The organism is Alteromonas gilva, from assembly GCF_028595265.1.
GTDB classification, from domain to species: Bacteria; Pseudomonadota; Gammaproteobacteria; order Enterobacterales; family Alteromonadaceae; genus Alteromonas; species Alteromonas gilva.
The window spans coordinates 248,994-266,179 of record NZ_JAQQXP010000002.1; the positions used below are offsets into that span (position 1 = coordinate 248,994).

Genomic DNA, 17,186 nt, shown 5'->3' on the forward strand with positions numbered 1-17,186 from the left:
TTATGATTCCATCGAAAAGTGACGATTTGGTGAATTCCCGTTGCCGCAAAGCGAAACCTGAACCTTTAACCTGGTGTCCGGCGATGGGTTGATGAATGGCGAACAATCTCCTATACTCGGTGGCAGTTACGTACTCGGCAACAGCCATGTTGTTGCCGATTTTCACTTGTCGGAGTGCTTCGCATTACCCAGATGTAATGCAAGCTGAGACCGCATAAAGCGGGATCCGTTGAACCTGATCAGGCTAATACCTGCGAAGGGAACAAGGCAACATCACTATTATTTATTGCGCACTGACACCGACGTGTCAGCCAGCTTTATCAGCATTTTGTGATGGTCTTTTTAAACACTCCTGACAAGCATTTTCCACCTTCACAACAAGGATTAATGCTATGTCAACGCGACGTCAACAGCGCGAACAAGCGCAACAGTTCATTCAACATTTAAGCGGCCAGTGTTACCCCGGCTCACAGCGGGTGTACTTATCTGGTAGTCGGCCTGATATTCAGGTACCAATGCGCATGATTATGCAAACCGATAGCTTGATTGGCGGCGACCGCCAGCAACCGGTGTATCAGCCTAACGAGCCTATTCCTATTTACGATACCTCAGGCCCCTATGGCGATCCGGATCAAACCATTGACGTGCACAAAGGCCTGTCTCCCATACGTAATGAGTGGATTGATGAACGTGAAGACTCACTTACGGTAGATATACCGTCATCGGATTTTACCCGCCAGCGTGACGATGACGAGCAGTCCAGAGCACTGCGCATGGCGGTAAATCGTAAAATTCGTCAGGCCAGAGCCGGGCAGTGCGTTACCCAACTGCACTACGCGCGGCGCGGTATTATTACCCCTGAAATGGAATTTATAGCGATCCGTGAAAACATGGGCCGTGCTGAGGTAAAAGACGACGTACTGCGCCAGCAGCACCGCGGTGAAACCTTTGGCGCTCAATTGCCTGAACAAATTACCGCTGAATTTGTTCGTCAGGAAGTGGCCGCCGGGCGTGCCATTATTCCGGCCAATATCAACCACCCTGAATCTGAGCCAATGATCATTGGCCGCAACTTTCTGGTCAAAATCAACGCCAACATTGGTAATTCGGCGGTGACCTCATCGATTGAGGAAGAAGTCGAAAAGCTGGTGTGGTCAACCCGTTGGGGAGCTGACACCATTATGGATCTGTCTACCGGCCGCAATATTCATGAAACCCGTGAGTGGTTGCTGCGTAACAGTCCGGTGCCGCTGGGTACGGTGCCTATCTATCAGGCACTGGAAAAGGTCAATGGGGTGGCAGAAGATCTCAACTGGCAGGTGTTTCGCGACACGCTGATCGAACAAGCCGAGCAGGGCGTGGACTATTTCACCATTCACGCGGGCGTGTTGCTGCGCTATGTACCGATGACGGCCAAGCGGGTCACGGGCATTGTGTCGCGGGGCGGCTCTATTATGGCCAAGTGGTGTTTGAGCCATCATAAAGAAAGCTTTTTGTATGAGCATTTTCGTGAGATTTGTGAAATCTGCGCGGCTTATGATGTGTCGTTGAGTCTTGGCGATGGCCTGCGCCCTGGCTCTGTGGCCGATGCCAATGACGAAGCACAGTTTGCCGAGTTGCATACCCTCGGGGAACTTACCAAGATCGCCTGGGAATACGACGTGCAGGTAATGATTGAAGGCCCCGGTCATGTGCCAATGCATATGATTAAAGCCAACATGGAGGAACAACTTGAGCATTGCCACGGTGCGCCGTTTTATACGCTTGGGCCGCTAACAACCGACATTGCACCAGGTTATGATCACTTTACCTCCGGGATCGGCGCCGCCATGATTGGTTGGTTTGGTTGCGCCATGCTGTGTTATGTGACGCCTAAAGAACACCTGGGTTTGCCTAATAAAGACGATGTTAAGCAAGGGCTTATCACATACAAAATCGCCGCCCATGCGGCCGATCTGGCAAAAGGCCACCCCGGTGCGCAAATTCGCGATAATGCCATGTCGAAGGCGCGTTTTGAGTTTCGTTGGGAAGATCAGTTTAATTTGGCGCTCGATCCGGATACCGCGCGGGCCTATCACGATGAAACCTTACCCCAGGCGTCGGGCAAAGTGGCGCATTTTTGCTCTATGTGCGGGCCTAAGTTCTGCTCGATGAAAATCTCTCACGAAGTACGGGAAGTCGCGGCCAAAAATGAAGCGATGGCAGTGACTGTGGCAGATGCTGAGGAGGGCATGCAGGCCATGTCGCAAAAGTTTAAAGCGCGCGGCGCCCAACTTTATCATCCGCAAACCAGTGCACAGTTGCGGGGAGACGACAGCGATGGTCACTAAGCACCGTCCGGCGGTGTGGTGCATAGGAGGCTCAGACAGTGGTGGCGGTGCAGGTGTACAGGCTGACTTGCTCACTCTGTACGACCTCGGTGTTCATGGCTGCACTATAGTGACTGCGGTGACCGCCCAAAACTCGCTGCGGGTGAATACGGTTGATACGGTAAGCAGTGAGACCATTGTTGATCAGGGCCAAACACTACTGGCTGATATTGCTCCGCAGGCCATTAAAATAGGCCTGCTGTGCGATGACGAACAGGTTGATGCCGTGGTAGCGGTGATTCAGCAGGTCAGGCGTCAACATGCCAGCGTAAAGGTGATATGGGATCCGGTACAGGTAGCCAGTACCGGCGATGCCCTGGGCTGGATTTCGCCCCGGGGCATCGTGTCGCTATTAAGCGTTGTTGACGTGTGTACCCCCAATCATGGCGAACTGGCCGCGCTGGCCGATGCGGTGAGCGTGGTGTTAACGCTCAACAGTTCGCAGCACGCTGAACAACGGGTGTTAGCGGCGATGCACGGCCACGCCCCGGCTTTGCTGGTTACCGGTGGCAACCAGCAAGCTCATTGCGCGAGCGACAAGCTGGTGAGAGCGGATGACTGCTGGGTATTTTCCAGTAGCTACCTTGATGTAGCGCACACCCACGGTACCGGTTGTACGCTAGCCAGTGCCATTGGTGCATCCATGGCACTGGGCTATCAAATACAGGATGCGGTGTGTATTGCAAAAGCCTATGTCAATGCCGGGCTTGAGGAGGGCTACGCGGCAGGCCGCGGCTCCGGGCCTCTGGCGCGCACGGGCTGGCCTGCTCATGAGGAGTATTTCCCGATGGCATCCTTTGGTGATGAAGACAATTGCTCGCACTATACCGGCCCGGCTTTTGCGCCGCTTGCGTGCGAGCAACTGGGAATATATCCGGTGGTCGATAGCCTCAGTTGGTTAGAACGGTTATTACCCCTGGGATTTGCCATCATCCAACTGCGTATTAAAACACCGGGCGCGGATTTAGCCACACAAATTCAACGCGCTGTCGCGCTGGCCAGTAGTTATAAAACCCGCCTTTTTATTAACGACTACTGGCAACTTGCCATTGAGTATGGGGCCTATGGCGTGCATTTGGGACAGGAAGATCTTGCCACGGCTGACCTAACCGCTATCGCACAAGCCGGACTGCGACTGGGAGTGTCTACCCATGGCTATGCAGAAATTCAGCGTGTACGACGGCTGAATCCTTCCTATATCGCGCTGGGGCATATTTTTGCAACGCAAACCAAAGTGATGCCGTCTAATCCCCAGGGGCTGTCGAATCTGGCTAAATACGTGGCATTGCTCGGTGGTATTCCCACGGTAGCGATTGGCGGTATCAACCAGGCGCGTATTCAGCCGGTTGCGAACACCGGTGTGAGTGGCATTGCGGTGGTGACAGCCATCAGCGCCGCAGGCGAACCGCTTGGCGCAGCGCGGGCGTTGCAGGAGGCACACCCTTATGTTGACTAACAATGAATACACACGCTACAGCCGGCAATTGCTGGTTGAAGGGATGGACGACAGCAAGCAAGCCGATCTCGGGTTGCGCCATGTGGTTATTATTGGTCTTGGGGGGTTAGGGTGTGCCAGCGCTGCGTATCTGGCCGGCGCCGGCGTGGGTACCTTGCGTTTGGTCGATGATGATGAGGTAGCGCTGAGTAACCTACCGCGTCAGCAGCTCTATACCGAGCAGGATGTGGGCCTTTTTAAAGTGGAGGCAGCGGCTGCGATGCTCAGGCAACGCAACTCTGCGATTAACCTTGAGCCTCACGTCAGCCGTTTTACTGACACTAACGGCAAAGCGCTTATTCGCGACGCCGATATCGTGCTCGATTGCAGCGATAACATGCAAACCCGCCAGCACATTAATGCGGCCTGCTACGCCACAGGTACCCCACTGATAGTCGCAGCGGCCAGCGGCGTAGCGGGGCAGCTGCTCATGCTGCACCCTAAACACGGGCACGGCTGTTACCAATGTTTGTACACACCAGAGCAAGGCCCGGTTAACAACTGCCTTGAGCAGGGAATTCTTGGCCCGGTAGTGGGTGTGTTAGGGGTTATGCAAGCCCTTAACGCATTGTTATTTTTACTTAAGATGGGCAACACCCAATGGGGAATGCTGATGTTATACAACGCCTTAACCGCCGACTGGCGTACCTTTAGCGTGCCAGCGTTGGCTGGCTGTTCTGTCTGTGGAGAAGCCTGATGCAAGTAATTGTCAATGACGAGCCCGTAACAGTATCGCCGCACACACACCTGGCCGACCTCATTACGCAACTTGAGCTGCCGAGCCAGGGGATTGCTGCGGCGGTTAACCAACAGGTGGTTAATCGCCAGCGCTGGGATGACTACGCACTGCAGGCGAACGACTCTATCACCCTATTCAGTGTCGTAGCAGGAGGATAATAGTAAATGCTTACTATAGCGGATAAGACTTTTTCATCGCGGCTATTTACCGGTACGGGTAAATTCGCCAGTGCCAGTGTCATGCAAAACGCGATAGCCGCCAGCGGCAGTCAGCTAGCGACGCTGGCCATGAAGCGTATTGATGTACACAGACGCCAGGATCAGTTGCTGGAGCCTTTACAAGCACTTGGTGTGCAGCTGCTGCCTAACACCTCAGGGGCACGTAATGCTGAAGAGGCGGTATTTGCCGCCGAACTCGCCCGGGAAGCGCTGCAAACAAACTGGCTGAAGCTGGAAATTCACCCTGATCAGCGCTACTTATTGCCCGATCCGGTAGAAACTTTACATGCTGCGGAGGTCCTGGTTAAAAAAGGCTTCGTAGTACTACCTTACTGCCCGGCAGATCCGGTGTTATGTAAGCGGTTAGAAGAGGTGGGGTGTGCAGCGGTGATGCCCTTAGGCGCACCGATTGGCTCTAACCAGGGGCTGCAAACGGCGGCGTTTTTACGCATTATTGTTGAGCAGTCATCGGTGCCTGTGGTGGTGGATGCCGGTATTGGTGCGCCAAGTCATGCCGCTGCAGCAATGGAGTTAGGGGTGGATGCGGTACTGGTGAATACCGCCATGGCAGCGGCTAAGGATCCGGTTGCTATGGCGACCGCTTTTGCCAATGCGGTTGCCGCCGGCCGCCAGGCATATACCGCTGGCCTGGCTGCAACCCAGCAATACGCAGTAGCCTCAAGCCCTATCGAATCGCTGCTGGAGGGACTGTGAGTTTTAACCATATCTTAGCGGCCTACGACTGGGATGACATTGGTATGCGCATTCGCAGCAGCAGCGCAGCCCAGGTTAAAAAAGCGCTGTCGGTATCGGCGCCTTCCTTAGATGACATGATGGCCTTGCTGTCACCGGCGGCCGAGCCGTTTTTAGCGGTAATGGCGCGGCGCGCTGAAGAAATAACCCGTTGCCGGTTTGGCCATACCATGCAGTTTTTCGCGCCGCTTTACTTGTCGAATCTGTGTGCCAATGAGTGTACTTACTGTGGTTTTTCAATGAGTAATGCACTAAAGCGCAAAACCCTGTCAGAAACTGAACTACTGGCTGAAATAAGCGTGCTTAAAGGCATGGGGCTGGACAGTGTGCTGGTGGTGACCGGCGAGCATGAACGTAAGGTGGGTATCGATTACTTTAAGCGTATGTTGCCACTTATCAAAAAGCACTTCAGCTACCTCGCGCTGGAAGTGCAGCCGTTGTCCACGGCGGATTATCAAACCGTCAAAGGCCTTGGCGTGGATGCGGTGCTGGTGTATCAGGAAACCTATCATCGCCGTGAATATGCGCACTATCACCGCAGAGGCAATAAACAGGACTTTGACTGGCGTCTGGCAACCCCCGAACGTCTGGGCGCAAGCGGCATCGATAAAATTGGCGTGGGCGCTTTACTGGGACTGAGTGATTGGCGCGTCGACAGTTTTTTTACCGCCTTACATCTCGATTACCTGCAAAAACACTATTGGCGCAGTCGTTACAGCTTGTCGTTTCCACGTTTACGGCCATGCGTTGGTCAGCCCTCACATCCGGGCGAAATCAGTAACCGACAATTACTGCAACTCATTTGCGCCCACCGGCTGCTCAACCCGGGTGTCGAAATCAGCTTATCTACCCGCGAGTCGGCGGCTTTACGCGACCGTATTATACCCTTTGGCGTTACCAGTATGAGTGCCGCGTCGAGTACCGAGCCCGGAGGCTACAGCAATCCGGCCGCCGCTCTCGAACAATTCAGTACCGATGACAAGCGCAGCGTGCCACTGGTGGCGGATGCGGTGAGAGCCAAAGGCTTGGAGCCGGTTTGGACTGATTGGTGCCAGGCATACTCAGGCTAACACGGCGCACGCTGTTAGCGGGCTAACATATTTATCGGGAAGTTCATACTTAAGAAGGATTGCGATTTTCTGAATATTGTCTCACACTTAAGATACAGGTTGTGCATTGCGAAGTGGTTAATCGGGCTCGTTGTCGTTTAACTGCTATCGATGTAGTTACAGCATGTCGTATTTTTTATCCAGTGTTGTTGAATAGCAAGGCGCGAGAAGCAGGAAAGCTGAGAGCGTATATAAAATACACGCTCACTGGTGGTAAATCTGTGTACTGCTGTATGTTATGGATGTTTTGTGGGAAATACGACAATCTCTGCATTAATTAGACATATACTGCTGGTCGTCATCTGGCTGGCACTCTGGCGACTGTCAGTTTTTAATGAGTACGCACCTCATGCCAGTATCTGGTTTCCGCCTGCCGGTTTCACGTTTGCCTGTTTTCTGTTGCTCCGTTGGTATGCTGCACCGGCAATGCTTTTATCATGTCTGCTCTCGACGGTGTGGGAAAGCTTCCTGTTTAACGATGGCCGTTCGACCCAGGAACTCATTCAGGCTGGTACTCTCTTTGCCATAATGCACTGTGGTGTGTACGGAGTAAGTGCTAACTATCTTCGTTCCTTCATTGACCGGATCAGTCATCAGAATCTTTACCAACCCGTCATGCGCTTTTTGTTAGTGGCAGCGAGTTCAAGCTTAGTCATGTCTTCCGTGGGCATTATGGTGCTTTACGACGGCGTGCATCTTCCTACGTTAGTGCAATCCTGGTTAGCCTGGTGGATTGGCGATATGTCGGGTTTGTTGGTCCTGGTTCCGGTGTTTATTGGCCTGGTTAACCGAATTTATCCCCGCCAGGGCCTGTTGTTCGCATTGCGCTATGAACCCTCTGGCCGTTCGGATTATTTGCTGTTTGCCGCTAAACTGGCAATTACCAGTACGCTGCTGATTGCGGTTGCATTGGCGACCAATTATTCTGGTTCTGCCGAAGTCGCCAGTCTGGTGTTTTTTATTGCACTGCCACAAATGTGGATTGTGCATACCGAATCGCCTATGCGTGTTGCCGTGAGTGTGGCGCTGTTTAGTTTTCTTGCAGCGTTACTGGTGAGTCTGCTGCAAATGGGCGAGCAGGCCTATATTTTTCAGGTGGCGATTAGCGTGGTTGCCAGTGCCGCGTATTTTACCATGGCAGTACCGGCACTGGTTTCCCATAATCAGGCTCTATATAAAGAGGTCAGAACCGACTATCTTAGCCAAACTGTCATGCGCCAGCATTTTATAAAGCTCGCCGAGCAAAATTTAAAACATGCTTCCAGGTATAATTTTGAAACCGCCCTGCTGCTGTTTGATATCGACAATTTTAAGCAGATTAATGATCAGTACGGGCATTTGATTGGCGATGAGGTGCTGCAAAAGTTTGCCCGCATGGTAAAAAGCAAAATTCGGGAGAGCGATATTATCGGCCGGTTTGGTGGTGATGAGTTTATGCTGTTACTACCGCAAACATCATTGCAAAGTGCCTATAAGGTTGCCGAGTCCATTCGTTGCGGCATGCTGGAGCTAAAAATATCAAACCCTGATGTGAAACCGTCCTGCAGTGTTGGTGCCGCGGCTATGACCAGAGAAAGTGGTTTTAAAGGGGCTTTCGAGGAAGCCGATCAGGCATTATTGCAAGCCAAACGCGGCGGTAGAAACCGCACCACGCTAAATTCTACGGGTTAATCTGCCAGTGGCAGGGCACGTCGCTATTAAAAAAGCCGCAGGCAAGACCAGCGGCTTTTGTTGTATTACTCACAAACCTGGCTGGTAGACACCAACCAGTGGTTTAAATTACAGTTCGATACCTGCCAAATGGAAGAAAAACGCATATTCCTTGGCACGTTGCTCGTAGCGCTTAAATCTACCCGAGGCACCGCCATGGCCTGCTTCCATGTCGGTCATAAACAGCAGCAGGTTATCGTCGGTTTTGTAATCACGTAGCTTGGCTACCCATTTCATTGGCTCAAAGTATTGTACTTGTGAGTCATGCAGACCAGTGGTGACAAACATATGAGGGTAATCTTGTTTTTTCACCTGATCATAGGGCGAGTAAGTCAGGATATACTCATATTCCTGTTTGTTGGCCGGATTACCCCACTCAGAATATTCACCGGTTGTCAGAGGGATACTGGCGTCACTCATTGTCGTAACAACGTCAACAAATGGCACGTGAGCGGCAATGGCGGTATAAAGCTCAGGCGCCATATTGGCAATTGCACCCATTAACAGACCTCCGGCGCTACCGCCTTCGGCAAAGATGCGCGCCGGGTCGGCATAACCCTGTTCGATTAGCCCTTTGGTGACATCGATAAAGTCGGTAAAGGTATTCTTTTTATTGCCCATTTTACCGTCTTCGTACCATTGGGTACCGAGCATTTTACTGCCGCGCACATGCGCAATCGCTACCACGAAGCCGCGGTCTAACATCGACAGCCATGATGTGCTGAAGGTTGGGTCGATGGTCGAACCATAAGAACCATAGCCATACTGAAACAGCGGGTTCGACCCATCTTTGGTAAACAACGATTTACGATAAACCAGTGAAACGGGTACCTGTTTGCCGTCACGGGCGGTGATCATCAGGCGTTCTGACTGATAGTTATCTGAATCGAAATCATCGCCCACCTTGGTTTGCTTTTTCAGCTCACTTTGCAGCGTCTCCAGGTTAATGTCGAAGAAGCTGGGGGGCGTGGTGAGTGACGCATAATAAATACGTACCGTGTTGGTGTCGGGCTGAGTGTTACCAGTGAAGCTGGCGGTATAGATAGGATCTTCGGTCGGAATTGTGCGCTGCTCACCGTCTTTTAACGATAAGGCTTCCAGACGCAGGTAACCATTTTCTTTGGCTTTGTACACCACGTAGTCGCTGAGTAATTCCATACTAGCGATATAAATGTCAGGATCGTGTGCGACCACTTCCTGCCATTTGGAACGATCCTGGGTGTTACCCGCATCCACTTTCATAATGCGATAGTTATCGGCCTGCCAGTTGGTCAGAATAAAATACTCGTTACCACGTTTTGCCACAGAGTATTCGTGGCCATCTTCAAGCGGATAGAAAGGCACCGGGGTGGCATCATTGCTGCTATTGTCGATTAACGTTACGCCTGTCTGCTCGGTGTTGTCGTGATAAATATAAATCACTTTACCGTCTTTGCTTTTCCCCAGTGAGGTATAAAAAGTTGGGTCGGTTTGCTCATACACCAGTTCATCGTCAGCCTGATCGGTGCCCAGGGTATGACGGTAAACCTGCGAGCCTAACAGGGTTTGTTTGTCGCGCTTAATGTAATAAAGGGTGGTGTTGTCTTTACCCCAATAAACCTGACCGTTAGTGTCTGTTAGTGTGTCGCTGAGTATTTCACCGCTCTCGATGTTTTTAACCCGCAGCGTATATAAACGGCGGCTGACGGTATCGACGGTGTACGCAAGTAGCGTATTGTCAGGGCTTGCAGCATAGCTGCCAATGTTAAAGTAGCTTTCGCCTTCCGCCATTTTGTTGCCATCAAGCAGAACCGTCTCTTCACCGTCAAGGCTGGGTTTTCTGACATAGATAGGGTATTCGCCATCACCCTGGTAATGGGTCACATACCAATAATCGTTTTGTTTAACCGGGACCGAGGAGTCGTCTTTTGGAATTCTTGCGGTCATTTCCTCGTAGAGTGCCTCTTGCTGGCTCTCTAATGGTGCCAGCACTTTCTCGGCGTAGCTGTTTTCTTTTTCGAGATGGCTTAATACCGCTTCATCAGTGCGGCTATCATCGCGCATCCAATAATAATTATCGACCCGGGTTTCACCGTGTGCGGTGAGTTCGTAAGCAACCTTCTTGGCGACCGGGGCCGCAACAGAGGTCGAGAGGTTAAGTGGCGTTTCCGGTTCGGGTTGTTGTTGTTGCGTCATCTTGTCGTCACTGCATGCTGCCAACATGGCAATTGCGATGGATAAGGGAAGAAGAAGTGTTTTGTTCATGGTCGGTCCCTGCGAAAGGCTCCTGTCGGTTGTTAGAATTATTAGGTATTAACTTAGCAGCCTTATTGCGGGTGGGGAACCCTCCTAATGCATATAGATCAATAATTTGTTTGTCAGGTTATGGTTGATACCCCGGTAATGTAAATTCCTCAGCAGGGCTGGGTTAAGCGACCTGTATCGGGATCATTACCTCGTCGTGTTGGCCGGCTGTACTAAGGCCATGCCGTAATCGTGCTTTGAGGCAATCAGAGGAGCCGGCGGCAAATTCCCGGCAAGTTGATGAACGCTGCGGATAAATGCCGCATCCTACCTGTTTGCCGATCTCCCCTTGCAGCGCCACACAACGGGGCTTGGGTTGGTTGGTGCCTTGCATTGCGACCAGGCTGGGCGAGATTTTAGTGACCATTTCGGCAGGCACGCTGCCGCCTGTGAAAGGATCAGCTTCTGACCAATAAAAAGAGACGCGAAACGTCGCGCAGCAAGCACCGCAATCCGTACAGGAAAACACTGTCAATACACTCCACATATTGCGCAAACAACCCGATAAGACACCGGTTTTGCATGATTAAGATTAGCAGCAACGGGGCGTCACGAGGTGTGACTCTGGCGCGAGCGTTGCACGCCATTATGCCACTAAAATGAAAATGCAATAACAAATATAAATATATAAAACACAATTGCTTGAGGAATATTTTGAACGGATTTTCAGGGTGCTGCGCACTGGCTGGGTTACCTGAGCCGACGACATTTACAAGGCGCCTTACGGCAATGAGAGTAACCGCAGAATGTTGCTATGACGCTAATGAACCTGCCATGACATTCACACTGGTCTGAAAGACGTAAAGCCGATATCCTTATCAGCTAGAAATGCCTGACAGCTTATTTATAAAAAAGGAACACGCGCTATGCACGATCACGGTCACAGCCATGATCACGCCCATAATCATTCCCATGGTCATGGCCATCATCACCACCACCACCATCATCATCAAATTGATGAGCAACGGATAAGCTGGGCATTTTGGTTAAACTTTTGTTTTACCATTATTGAGTTTATCGGCGGTTGGTTAACCAACAGCGTTGCCATTATGGCTGACGCGGTTCATGACTTAGGCGACTCGCTGTCGATTGGTTTGGCCTGGTACTTAAGTAAGGTGGGGAAGCGGGATGCCACAGAGCATTATTCGTATGGCTTTAAGCGTTTAAGTCTGCTTGGTGCTTTGATTAACGGCGTGATTTTGATCATCGGCTCTGCCTGGGTGTTATTTGAAGCCATTCCGCGTTTGTGGTCACCAGAAATGCCGGTTACCGAAGGCATGATGGCGCTGGCGGTCTTAGGTGTTGCAGTGAATGGGTTCGCGGCTTTCAAACTGCACGGTGGCGATACGTTAAATGAAAAGGTGCTCAACTGGCATTTGCTGGAAGATATGTTCGGCTGGGTGGCGGTACTTATTGTGGCAATCGTGCTGCAATTTGTCGACTGGCCGATACTCGACCCGTTGTTGTCGGTGGCGTTTACGCTGTTTATCCTGTTTAACGTGGTAAAGCACGTCATTTATACTGTAAAACTGTTTTTGCAGGTAAATCCGGACGCAGCCCAGCGACAGGCTATCCGCCAGGCTTTGCTGGATATTGAGCATGTCAAAGAACTACACCACATGCATTTTTGGTCGCTCGATGGTGCCAGCCATGTGCTCACTGCTCATTTAGTCTTAGATCACACCATTGACGGTGACAAAGCCTGCCACTTAAAGCGGCGGGTGGCTGAATCATTGGAACCCTTTGCGCTGGCACATACGACAATAGAATTTGAGATGCCCGGCGAGCATTGCCGTGACGACTAGCCGGGGCCAGGCTTTGGCGTGGTGTACTCACCACGCCAAACACAGAACAGATTTACATTAGCTTAGTATGTCGGACAGTCGGGTAGCGTCGCCATTTGGGTCAGACGAATATTGGAGATCCTCACTGACACAGCCTGTTTGCTGGTAAGCGCCATCGGCGAGTAAACTTCTTTCAGGTTAACGCCAGCTTGCGCAAAACAGGCTGTCGGAACCACAACAGTTTGCCACTCAGTGCTTTGTTGACTAAAGCTGTCGAGGGCCAGTTCGCCTTTGCAGTTACCACCGCATTCCATGGCTATATTCAGATTACCTAAGATTTCTTTTTGTAAGTCAAAAACCAACGCGCTTTTTGCTGAAGCAAAATCCAGTAAGTCTTCGGGGAAGGGCGAAAAGAACTGAATACTGTCATCCTTGTCGCCAAACTGAATGTGCAGGGTATCTTCCTGAACCAGACGGTCAGCGGTTCTCACTGACACAGAACCCACACTCAATACGTTGCTGTTCATGGTATCGCGGTCATCACCGCTGCTAGCGACCAGTTGCCATGGCTGCTGTACACTTTGCTGAAAAATCACATGATCAGTCATTGTCGCTGTCAGATCGCCTACCGATTCATCAAACATCGCCAGGTTAACGCTATCGTTATACGTGAGACCATAATCATATTCGAACAGTGGCGTTTTACCGTCGCCCTTATTCACCGGGTTCTGCAAGGGCGTAGCCGGCCAGCTGAATGATAATTTGCCCCGCATAGGAAAGTTAACGCTACCGTCATTGTTAGCAAACAGCACATCTGCAACCCCCTGACCCTCTGATCCGGGCAACCAGGCCACAACAAACGCATCGGAGGCATTAATTTCTGGGGTTACCCATAATGGGCGGCCGGTAATAAACACCGACACTACCGGAATGCCTTTGGCCTTGAGGGATTTAAGTAAGGCCAGGTCGCGTTTTTCCTCGCGCTGATATTCAACATTGGCAATGTCGCCGTTACCTTCGGCATAGGGTGTTTCACCAAAGACCACAATAGCAACATCGGGCTTGGCGGTATAATTGCCCTCCACGCTAAGTTCAGCGCTGCCACCGGCTGCTGTCACCGCTGCTTCGATACCGCTGTAAATTGAGGTGGCGCCCGGAAAGTCACTGTTTTCGTTACCGGTACCCTGCCAGGTTATGGTCCAGCCACCCGATTGTTGTCCGATGTTGTGGGCGGCGTCGCCGGCCACCAGGACCCGACTGGTGGGCTTGAGAGGCAGTAGTTGCTGGTTGTTTTTGAGCATTACCAGTGACTTACGTACCGCTTCGCGAGCTATTGCGCGGTGTTCGGCGGCGCCGATCACCGACTTTTTACCCGACAGACTACGATTGGCCGGCGACGGCAAATCAAACAAGCCAACACGCAGTTTTACCCGTAACACGCGGCGTACCGCATCATCAAGACGCGCCATAGGGATCTCACCGCTTTCCACTTGGGCAACCAAATTATGAAACAGTGGTTTCCAGGTGGGGGTCGGCGCCATATAAACATCGAGTCCGGCCAATAACGCTTGCGGGCAGTTATCGTTGCTACAGCCGGGTATCTGACCATGACCGTTCCAGTCGCCCACCACAAAACCGTCAAAGCCCATTTTGTTTTTCAATACATCAGTAAGTAAGTATTTACTACCATGAATTTTTTCTCCCTGCCAGCTATTGAATGACGCCATCACTGACTGGGAGCCGGCATTTAAACCTTCAACATAGCCCTGCGCGTGGATGTCGAAGAGTTCTTTTTCGGTCGCCAGGTTGTTTCCTTGATCGTCCCCTTTATCTGTACCGCCGTCACCTACGAAGTGTTTAACGGTGGAAATAACATGTTGGTCATCGATGTTGCCGTCGCTGATATCACCCTGTAAACCCGTAACAATCGCGCGCGCATAGACGCCAACTATCTGAGGATCCTCAGAGTAACTCTCATAGGTACGGCCCCAGCGATCATCACGAACAACCGCGACGGTAGGGGCGAAAATCCAATCAATACCGGTTGCTCTGACTTCTTTTGCCGTGGCTGTTGCTATTTTTTCGACCAGAGCAGGGTCGCGCATAGCGCCCAAACCGATATTATGCGGAAACAAGGTTGCGCCGATCACATTGTTATGACCATGAACCGCATCGGTTCCCCACATGGTGGGAATACTGCTGCCATCAACAGAATCATCCACCGATGCCTGATACATGGCTTCGGCAAGCGCTATCCACTCTTCAGGTGTGGCGTGCTTATTGGCGCCGGGAAACGAGCCGCCACCGTTAAGGTAAGAACCAAAGCCGTACTCGCGCATATCCTCAACGGTGATATCACGGATTTCAGGTTGCACTAACTGAGCGACTTTCTGTTTTACTGTCATGCCGGCAATGAGTGCATCGACTTTTTCTTCTACGGCATCACCATTTGTAATGGGCGACTGAATCTTTGGCCAAAAGTCGGGTACCGATGCGCTGTTTGTGGCATTTTTATCGGTGTTGCTGCTACAGCCGGCCAGGCCAGTAACGCTAAACGCCAAAACGGCAAGTGAAAGGGGCAGAGTCTTCATTGCTATTCTCCGGGATATAAAGGGGCAATGTCAGGCATTGCAGTCGTTGTTATGCTTGCCAAGGCGCGATTTAATGCTGACTACAGGCAGTTGTTAACATTTTGTTGTGTGAGTATAAAGGCAAAACACAAAAATGCAAGCGCTTACATTTTTGGCCGTTGAATGTGCCTTTTTACGTTTTCTGAACATGCTTTTATCGTTTTTATTGTCTTTTTAAGGTATTGAATGGACGGTTTAGCAATATTTTTTGGAACTAATTTGAATGCGGTTACATTTTTTGAGTTTGGCTGTGTCCTTTAAAGACTTGCTGCTGAGCGTTGTTACAAGTTTATTTGCTGGGGAGGCAACCTCAGCGGATGGCACCTGGCAGCATATTCCGTTACATATTCGAACAGATTGTTACAGTGATTATCAGCACAATAACAGCCTATATTCTTTACGACAGGCCCTTATTGATGAGACGTTGGATACTGCTGTTGGTTTGCCTGATTGGTGCGGTCATTTGTTACCTCATTGGCTTTGGTCGTGGCATTTTTGTGATTGCAGCCTTTGGCATCGTGCTCGAACTAGCGTTTTGGTTAAATGTGATAAAGGGTAGACCTAAAACCTAGGGTCTGTAATCCTGCAATCATAGCTATATTTTAAACGATGTAAAAAACTTGTATAAAAAATGAAAGCGCTTACAATTGGGGTGGTTTTCCGTTTTATCGGGTAATTCGTGGTAGTTCACCAGCGCATTAAACCGGTGCTTTAGTGTTACCACCCTAATAGTAAGTAACGTGATCATGGCGAATGGGTTTAAAGTAAGTAGTCTGCTCAGCCAGCCTGACTTTGTTGTGGGCGTGGCGACCTCATCATTTCAGATAGAAGGCGGAGCCGAATTTCGTGAACCGTGCATTTGGGATACCTTTTGTAAGGTGCCCGGCGCAATTAAAGATGCGTCAGATGGTCACCTGGCCTGCGATCACTACAGTCGCTGGCGGGAAGACATTGCAATGGTTGCAGACTTAGGTTTTGATGCATATCGGTTTTCCGTATGCTGGCCGCGAATTATTTGTGCTGATGGCTCAGTCAACCAAAGCGGTTTAGATTTCTATATATCAATACTCGACGAACTTAAACGCCGAAACCTCAAAGCGTTTGTCACCCTGTATCATTGGGAGCTGCCACAGTATCTCGAAGATCAGGGGGGCTGGTTGAATCGAAACACAGCACACGCTTTTGCGACATACACTGATGTCGTGTCGCAAGCTTTTGGTCAGCGCGTTGATACCTATACGACACTCAACGAGCCCTTCTGCAGCGCATATTTAGGCTATGAAGCAGGTATTCATGCGCCAGGTAAAAAGGGCGCTGAATACGGTAAAAAAGCGGCTCATAATCTGTTGTTAGCGCATGGCTTGTCTATGCAGGTACTGGCGCGCAACGTTCCGCATATCCGTCGTGGTATTGTGCTGAATTTCACGCCTTTTTATGCCGCATCTGCAAGCCCTGATGACGAGCGTGCTGTGCAGCTGGCACACGACCATTTTAATGACTGGTATTTACGTCCATTGTTATGCGGCGAGTACCCTGATTTGCTTAACCAGTTGCCGCACAATCAACGGCCGGACATTCAGCCTGGTGACATGAACGTTATAGCCCAGCCGCTAGATTACCTCGGCGTAAACTATTATACGCGCTCCTTCGTTGCATGGGATGACCAGACCCAATTCAAAATTTTACCGCCCCCTGACCAGGCACCGGTTAGTGCGATGAATTGGGAAATCTTCCCCGATGCGCTACGTGAGCTTTTGTTGAAGCTGGATAACGATTACACTTTACCTCCACTTTATGTGACCGAAAATGGCATGGCCAGTGACGATCAGGTGGTCCGTGGTGAAGTGAAGGATGAAACTAGGGTCAACTATTTACGTGACCACATGCAAGCGCTAGCACAGGCAATGGACGCAGGCGTGGACATTCGCGGTTATTTTGTGTGGAGTTTAATGGACAACTTTGAGTGGGCCGAAGGCTATCTCAAACGATTCGGTATTGTTCACGTTGATTTTACTACGCAGCAGCGTTTGCCCAAACAGAGCGCATTGTTACTCAGTAAGTGGCTGTTACAGCGAAGCAATGAAACTAGGTAAGCG

13 protein-coding genes and 1 riboswitch are annotated in these 17,186 nt (G+C 50.8%); of the genes, 10 read left to right on the forward strand and 3 right to left on the reverse strand.

Going from position 1 to position 17,186, the window contains the following annotated elements:
- Window positions 1–160 precede the first annotated feature (160 nt).
- Window positions 161–279, forward strand: a riboswitch (TPP riboswitch).
- A 113-nt stretch (window positions 280–392) separates the two neighbouring features.
- The 7 genes from thiC (at window position 393) to OIK42_RS14795 (ending at window position 8,354) form a co-directional block, all read left to right on the forward strand.
- Window positions 393–2,330: a phosphomethylpyrimidine synthase ThiC gene (thiC, locus tag OIK42_RS14765; protein WP_273641803.1), complete on the forward strand. Its 1,938-nt coding sequence runs from the start codon at window positions 393–395 to the stop codon at window positions 2,328–2,330.
- Window positions 2,320–3,825 (forward strand): thiamine phosphate synthase, encoded by a 1,506-nt coding sequence (gene thiE, locus OIK42_RS14770; protein WP_273641804.1) that lies wholly within the window; start codon window positions 2,320–2,322, stop codon window positions 3,823–3,825. The genes thiC and thiE overlap by 11 nt, the downstream gene beginning before the upstream one ends.
- Entirely contained in the window at window positions 3,815–4,561 is a 747-nt protein-coding gene (locus tag OIK42_RS14775; RefSeq protein ID WP_273641805.1) for a HesA/MoeB/ThiF family protein, read from the forward strand. The genes thiE and OIK42_RS14775 overlap by 11 nt, the downstream gene beginning before the upstream one ends.
- Window positions 4,561–4,761, forward strand: coding sequence for a sulfur carrier protein ThiS (gene thiS / locus OIK42_RS14780; protein WP_273641806.1), 201 nt, complete (start codon window positions 4,561–4,563; stop codon window positions 4,759–4,761). Before OIK42_RS14775 ends, thiS begins: the two co-directional genes overlap by 1 nt.
- Window positions 4,762–4,767: 6 nt before the next feature.
- Window positions 4,768–5,535 carry a thiazole synthase gene (locus tag OIK42_RS14785; RefSeq protein ID WP_273641808.1) on the forward strand — a complete coding sequence of 256 codons (768 nt, stop codon included), beginning with the start codon at window positions 4,768–4,770 and terminating at the stop codon, window positions 5,533–5,535.
- On the forward strand, window positions 5,532–6,644 hold the full coding sequence (gene thiH / locus OIK42_RS14790) for a 2-iminoacetate synthase ThiH (RefSeq protein ID WP_273641809.1): 1,113 nt from the start codon (window positions 5,532–5,534) through the stop codon (window positions 6,642–6,644). The genes OIK42_RS14785 and thiH overlap by 4 nt, the downstream gene beginning before the upstream one ends.
- Before the next feature lie 288 nt (window positions 6,645–6,932).
- Entirely contained in the window at window positions 6,933–8,354 is a 1,422-nt protein-coding gene (locus OIK42_RS14795; protein ID WP_273641810.1) for a sensor domain-containing diguanylate cyclase, read from the forward strand.
- A 108-nt stretch (window positions 8,355–8,462) separates the two neighbouring features.
- Here OIK42_RS14795 and OIK42_RS14800 read toward each other — a convergent pair whose 3' ends face one another.
- Window positions 8,463–10,637: a S9 family peptidase gene (locus OIK42_RS14800; RefSeq protein ID WP_273641811.1), complete on the reverse strand. Its 2,175-nt coding sequence runs from the start codon at window positions 10,635–10,637 to the stop codon at window positions 8,463–8,465.
- Between the two features lie 163 nt (window positions 10,638–10,800).
- Window positions 10,801–11,163 carry a YkgJ family cysteine cluster protein gene (locus OIK42_RS14805; protein ID WP_273641812.1) on the reverse strand — a complete coding sequence of 121 codons (363 nt, stop codon included), beginning with the start codon at window positions 11,161–11,163 and terminating at the stop codon, window positions 10,801–10,803.
- A gap of 379 nt (window positions 11,164–11,542) precedes the next feature.
- Here OIK42_RS14805 and OIK42_RS14810 point away from each other — a divergent pair, with 379 nt between their 5' ends.
- Window positions 11,543–12,481 carry a cation diffusion facilitator family transporter gene (locus tag OIK42_RS14810; protein WP_273641813.1) on the forward strand — a complete coding sequence of 313 codons (939 nt, stop codon included), beginning with the start codon at window positions 11,543–11,545 and terminating at the stop codon, window positions 12,479–12,481.
- A 62-nt stretch (window positions 12,482–12,543) separates the two neighbouring features.
- Here the strand turns inward: OIK42_RS14810 and OIK42_RS14815 are convergent, their stop codons facing one another.
- Window positions 12,544–15,051, reverse strand: a complete 2,508-nt coding sequence (locus OIK42_RS14815; protein WP_273641814.1) for a glycoside hydrolase family 3 protein — start codon at window positions 15,049–15,051, stop codon at window positions 12,544–12,546.
- 455 nt (window positions 15,052–15,506) lie between these two features.
- Between OIK42_RS14815 and OIK42_RS14820 the strand changes: the two genes are divergently transcribed.
- Window positions 15,507–15,662 (forward strand): hypothetical protein, encoded by a 156-nt coding sequence (locus OIK42_RS14820; protein WP_273641815.1) that lies wholly within the window; start codon window positions 15,507–15,509, stop codon window positions 15,660–15,662.
- A 174-nt stretch (window positions 15,663–15,836) separates the two neighbouring features.
- Entirely contained in the window at window positions 15,837–17,183 is a 1,347-nt protein-coding gene (locus tag OIK42_RS14825) for a GH1 family beta-glucosidase (protein WP_273641816.1), read from the forward strand.
- The last annotated feature ends 3 nt before the right edge of the window (window positions 17,184–17,186 follow it).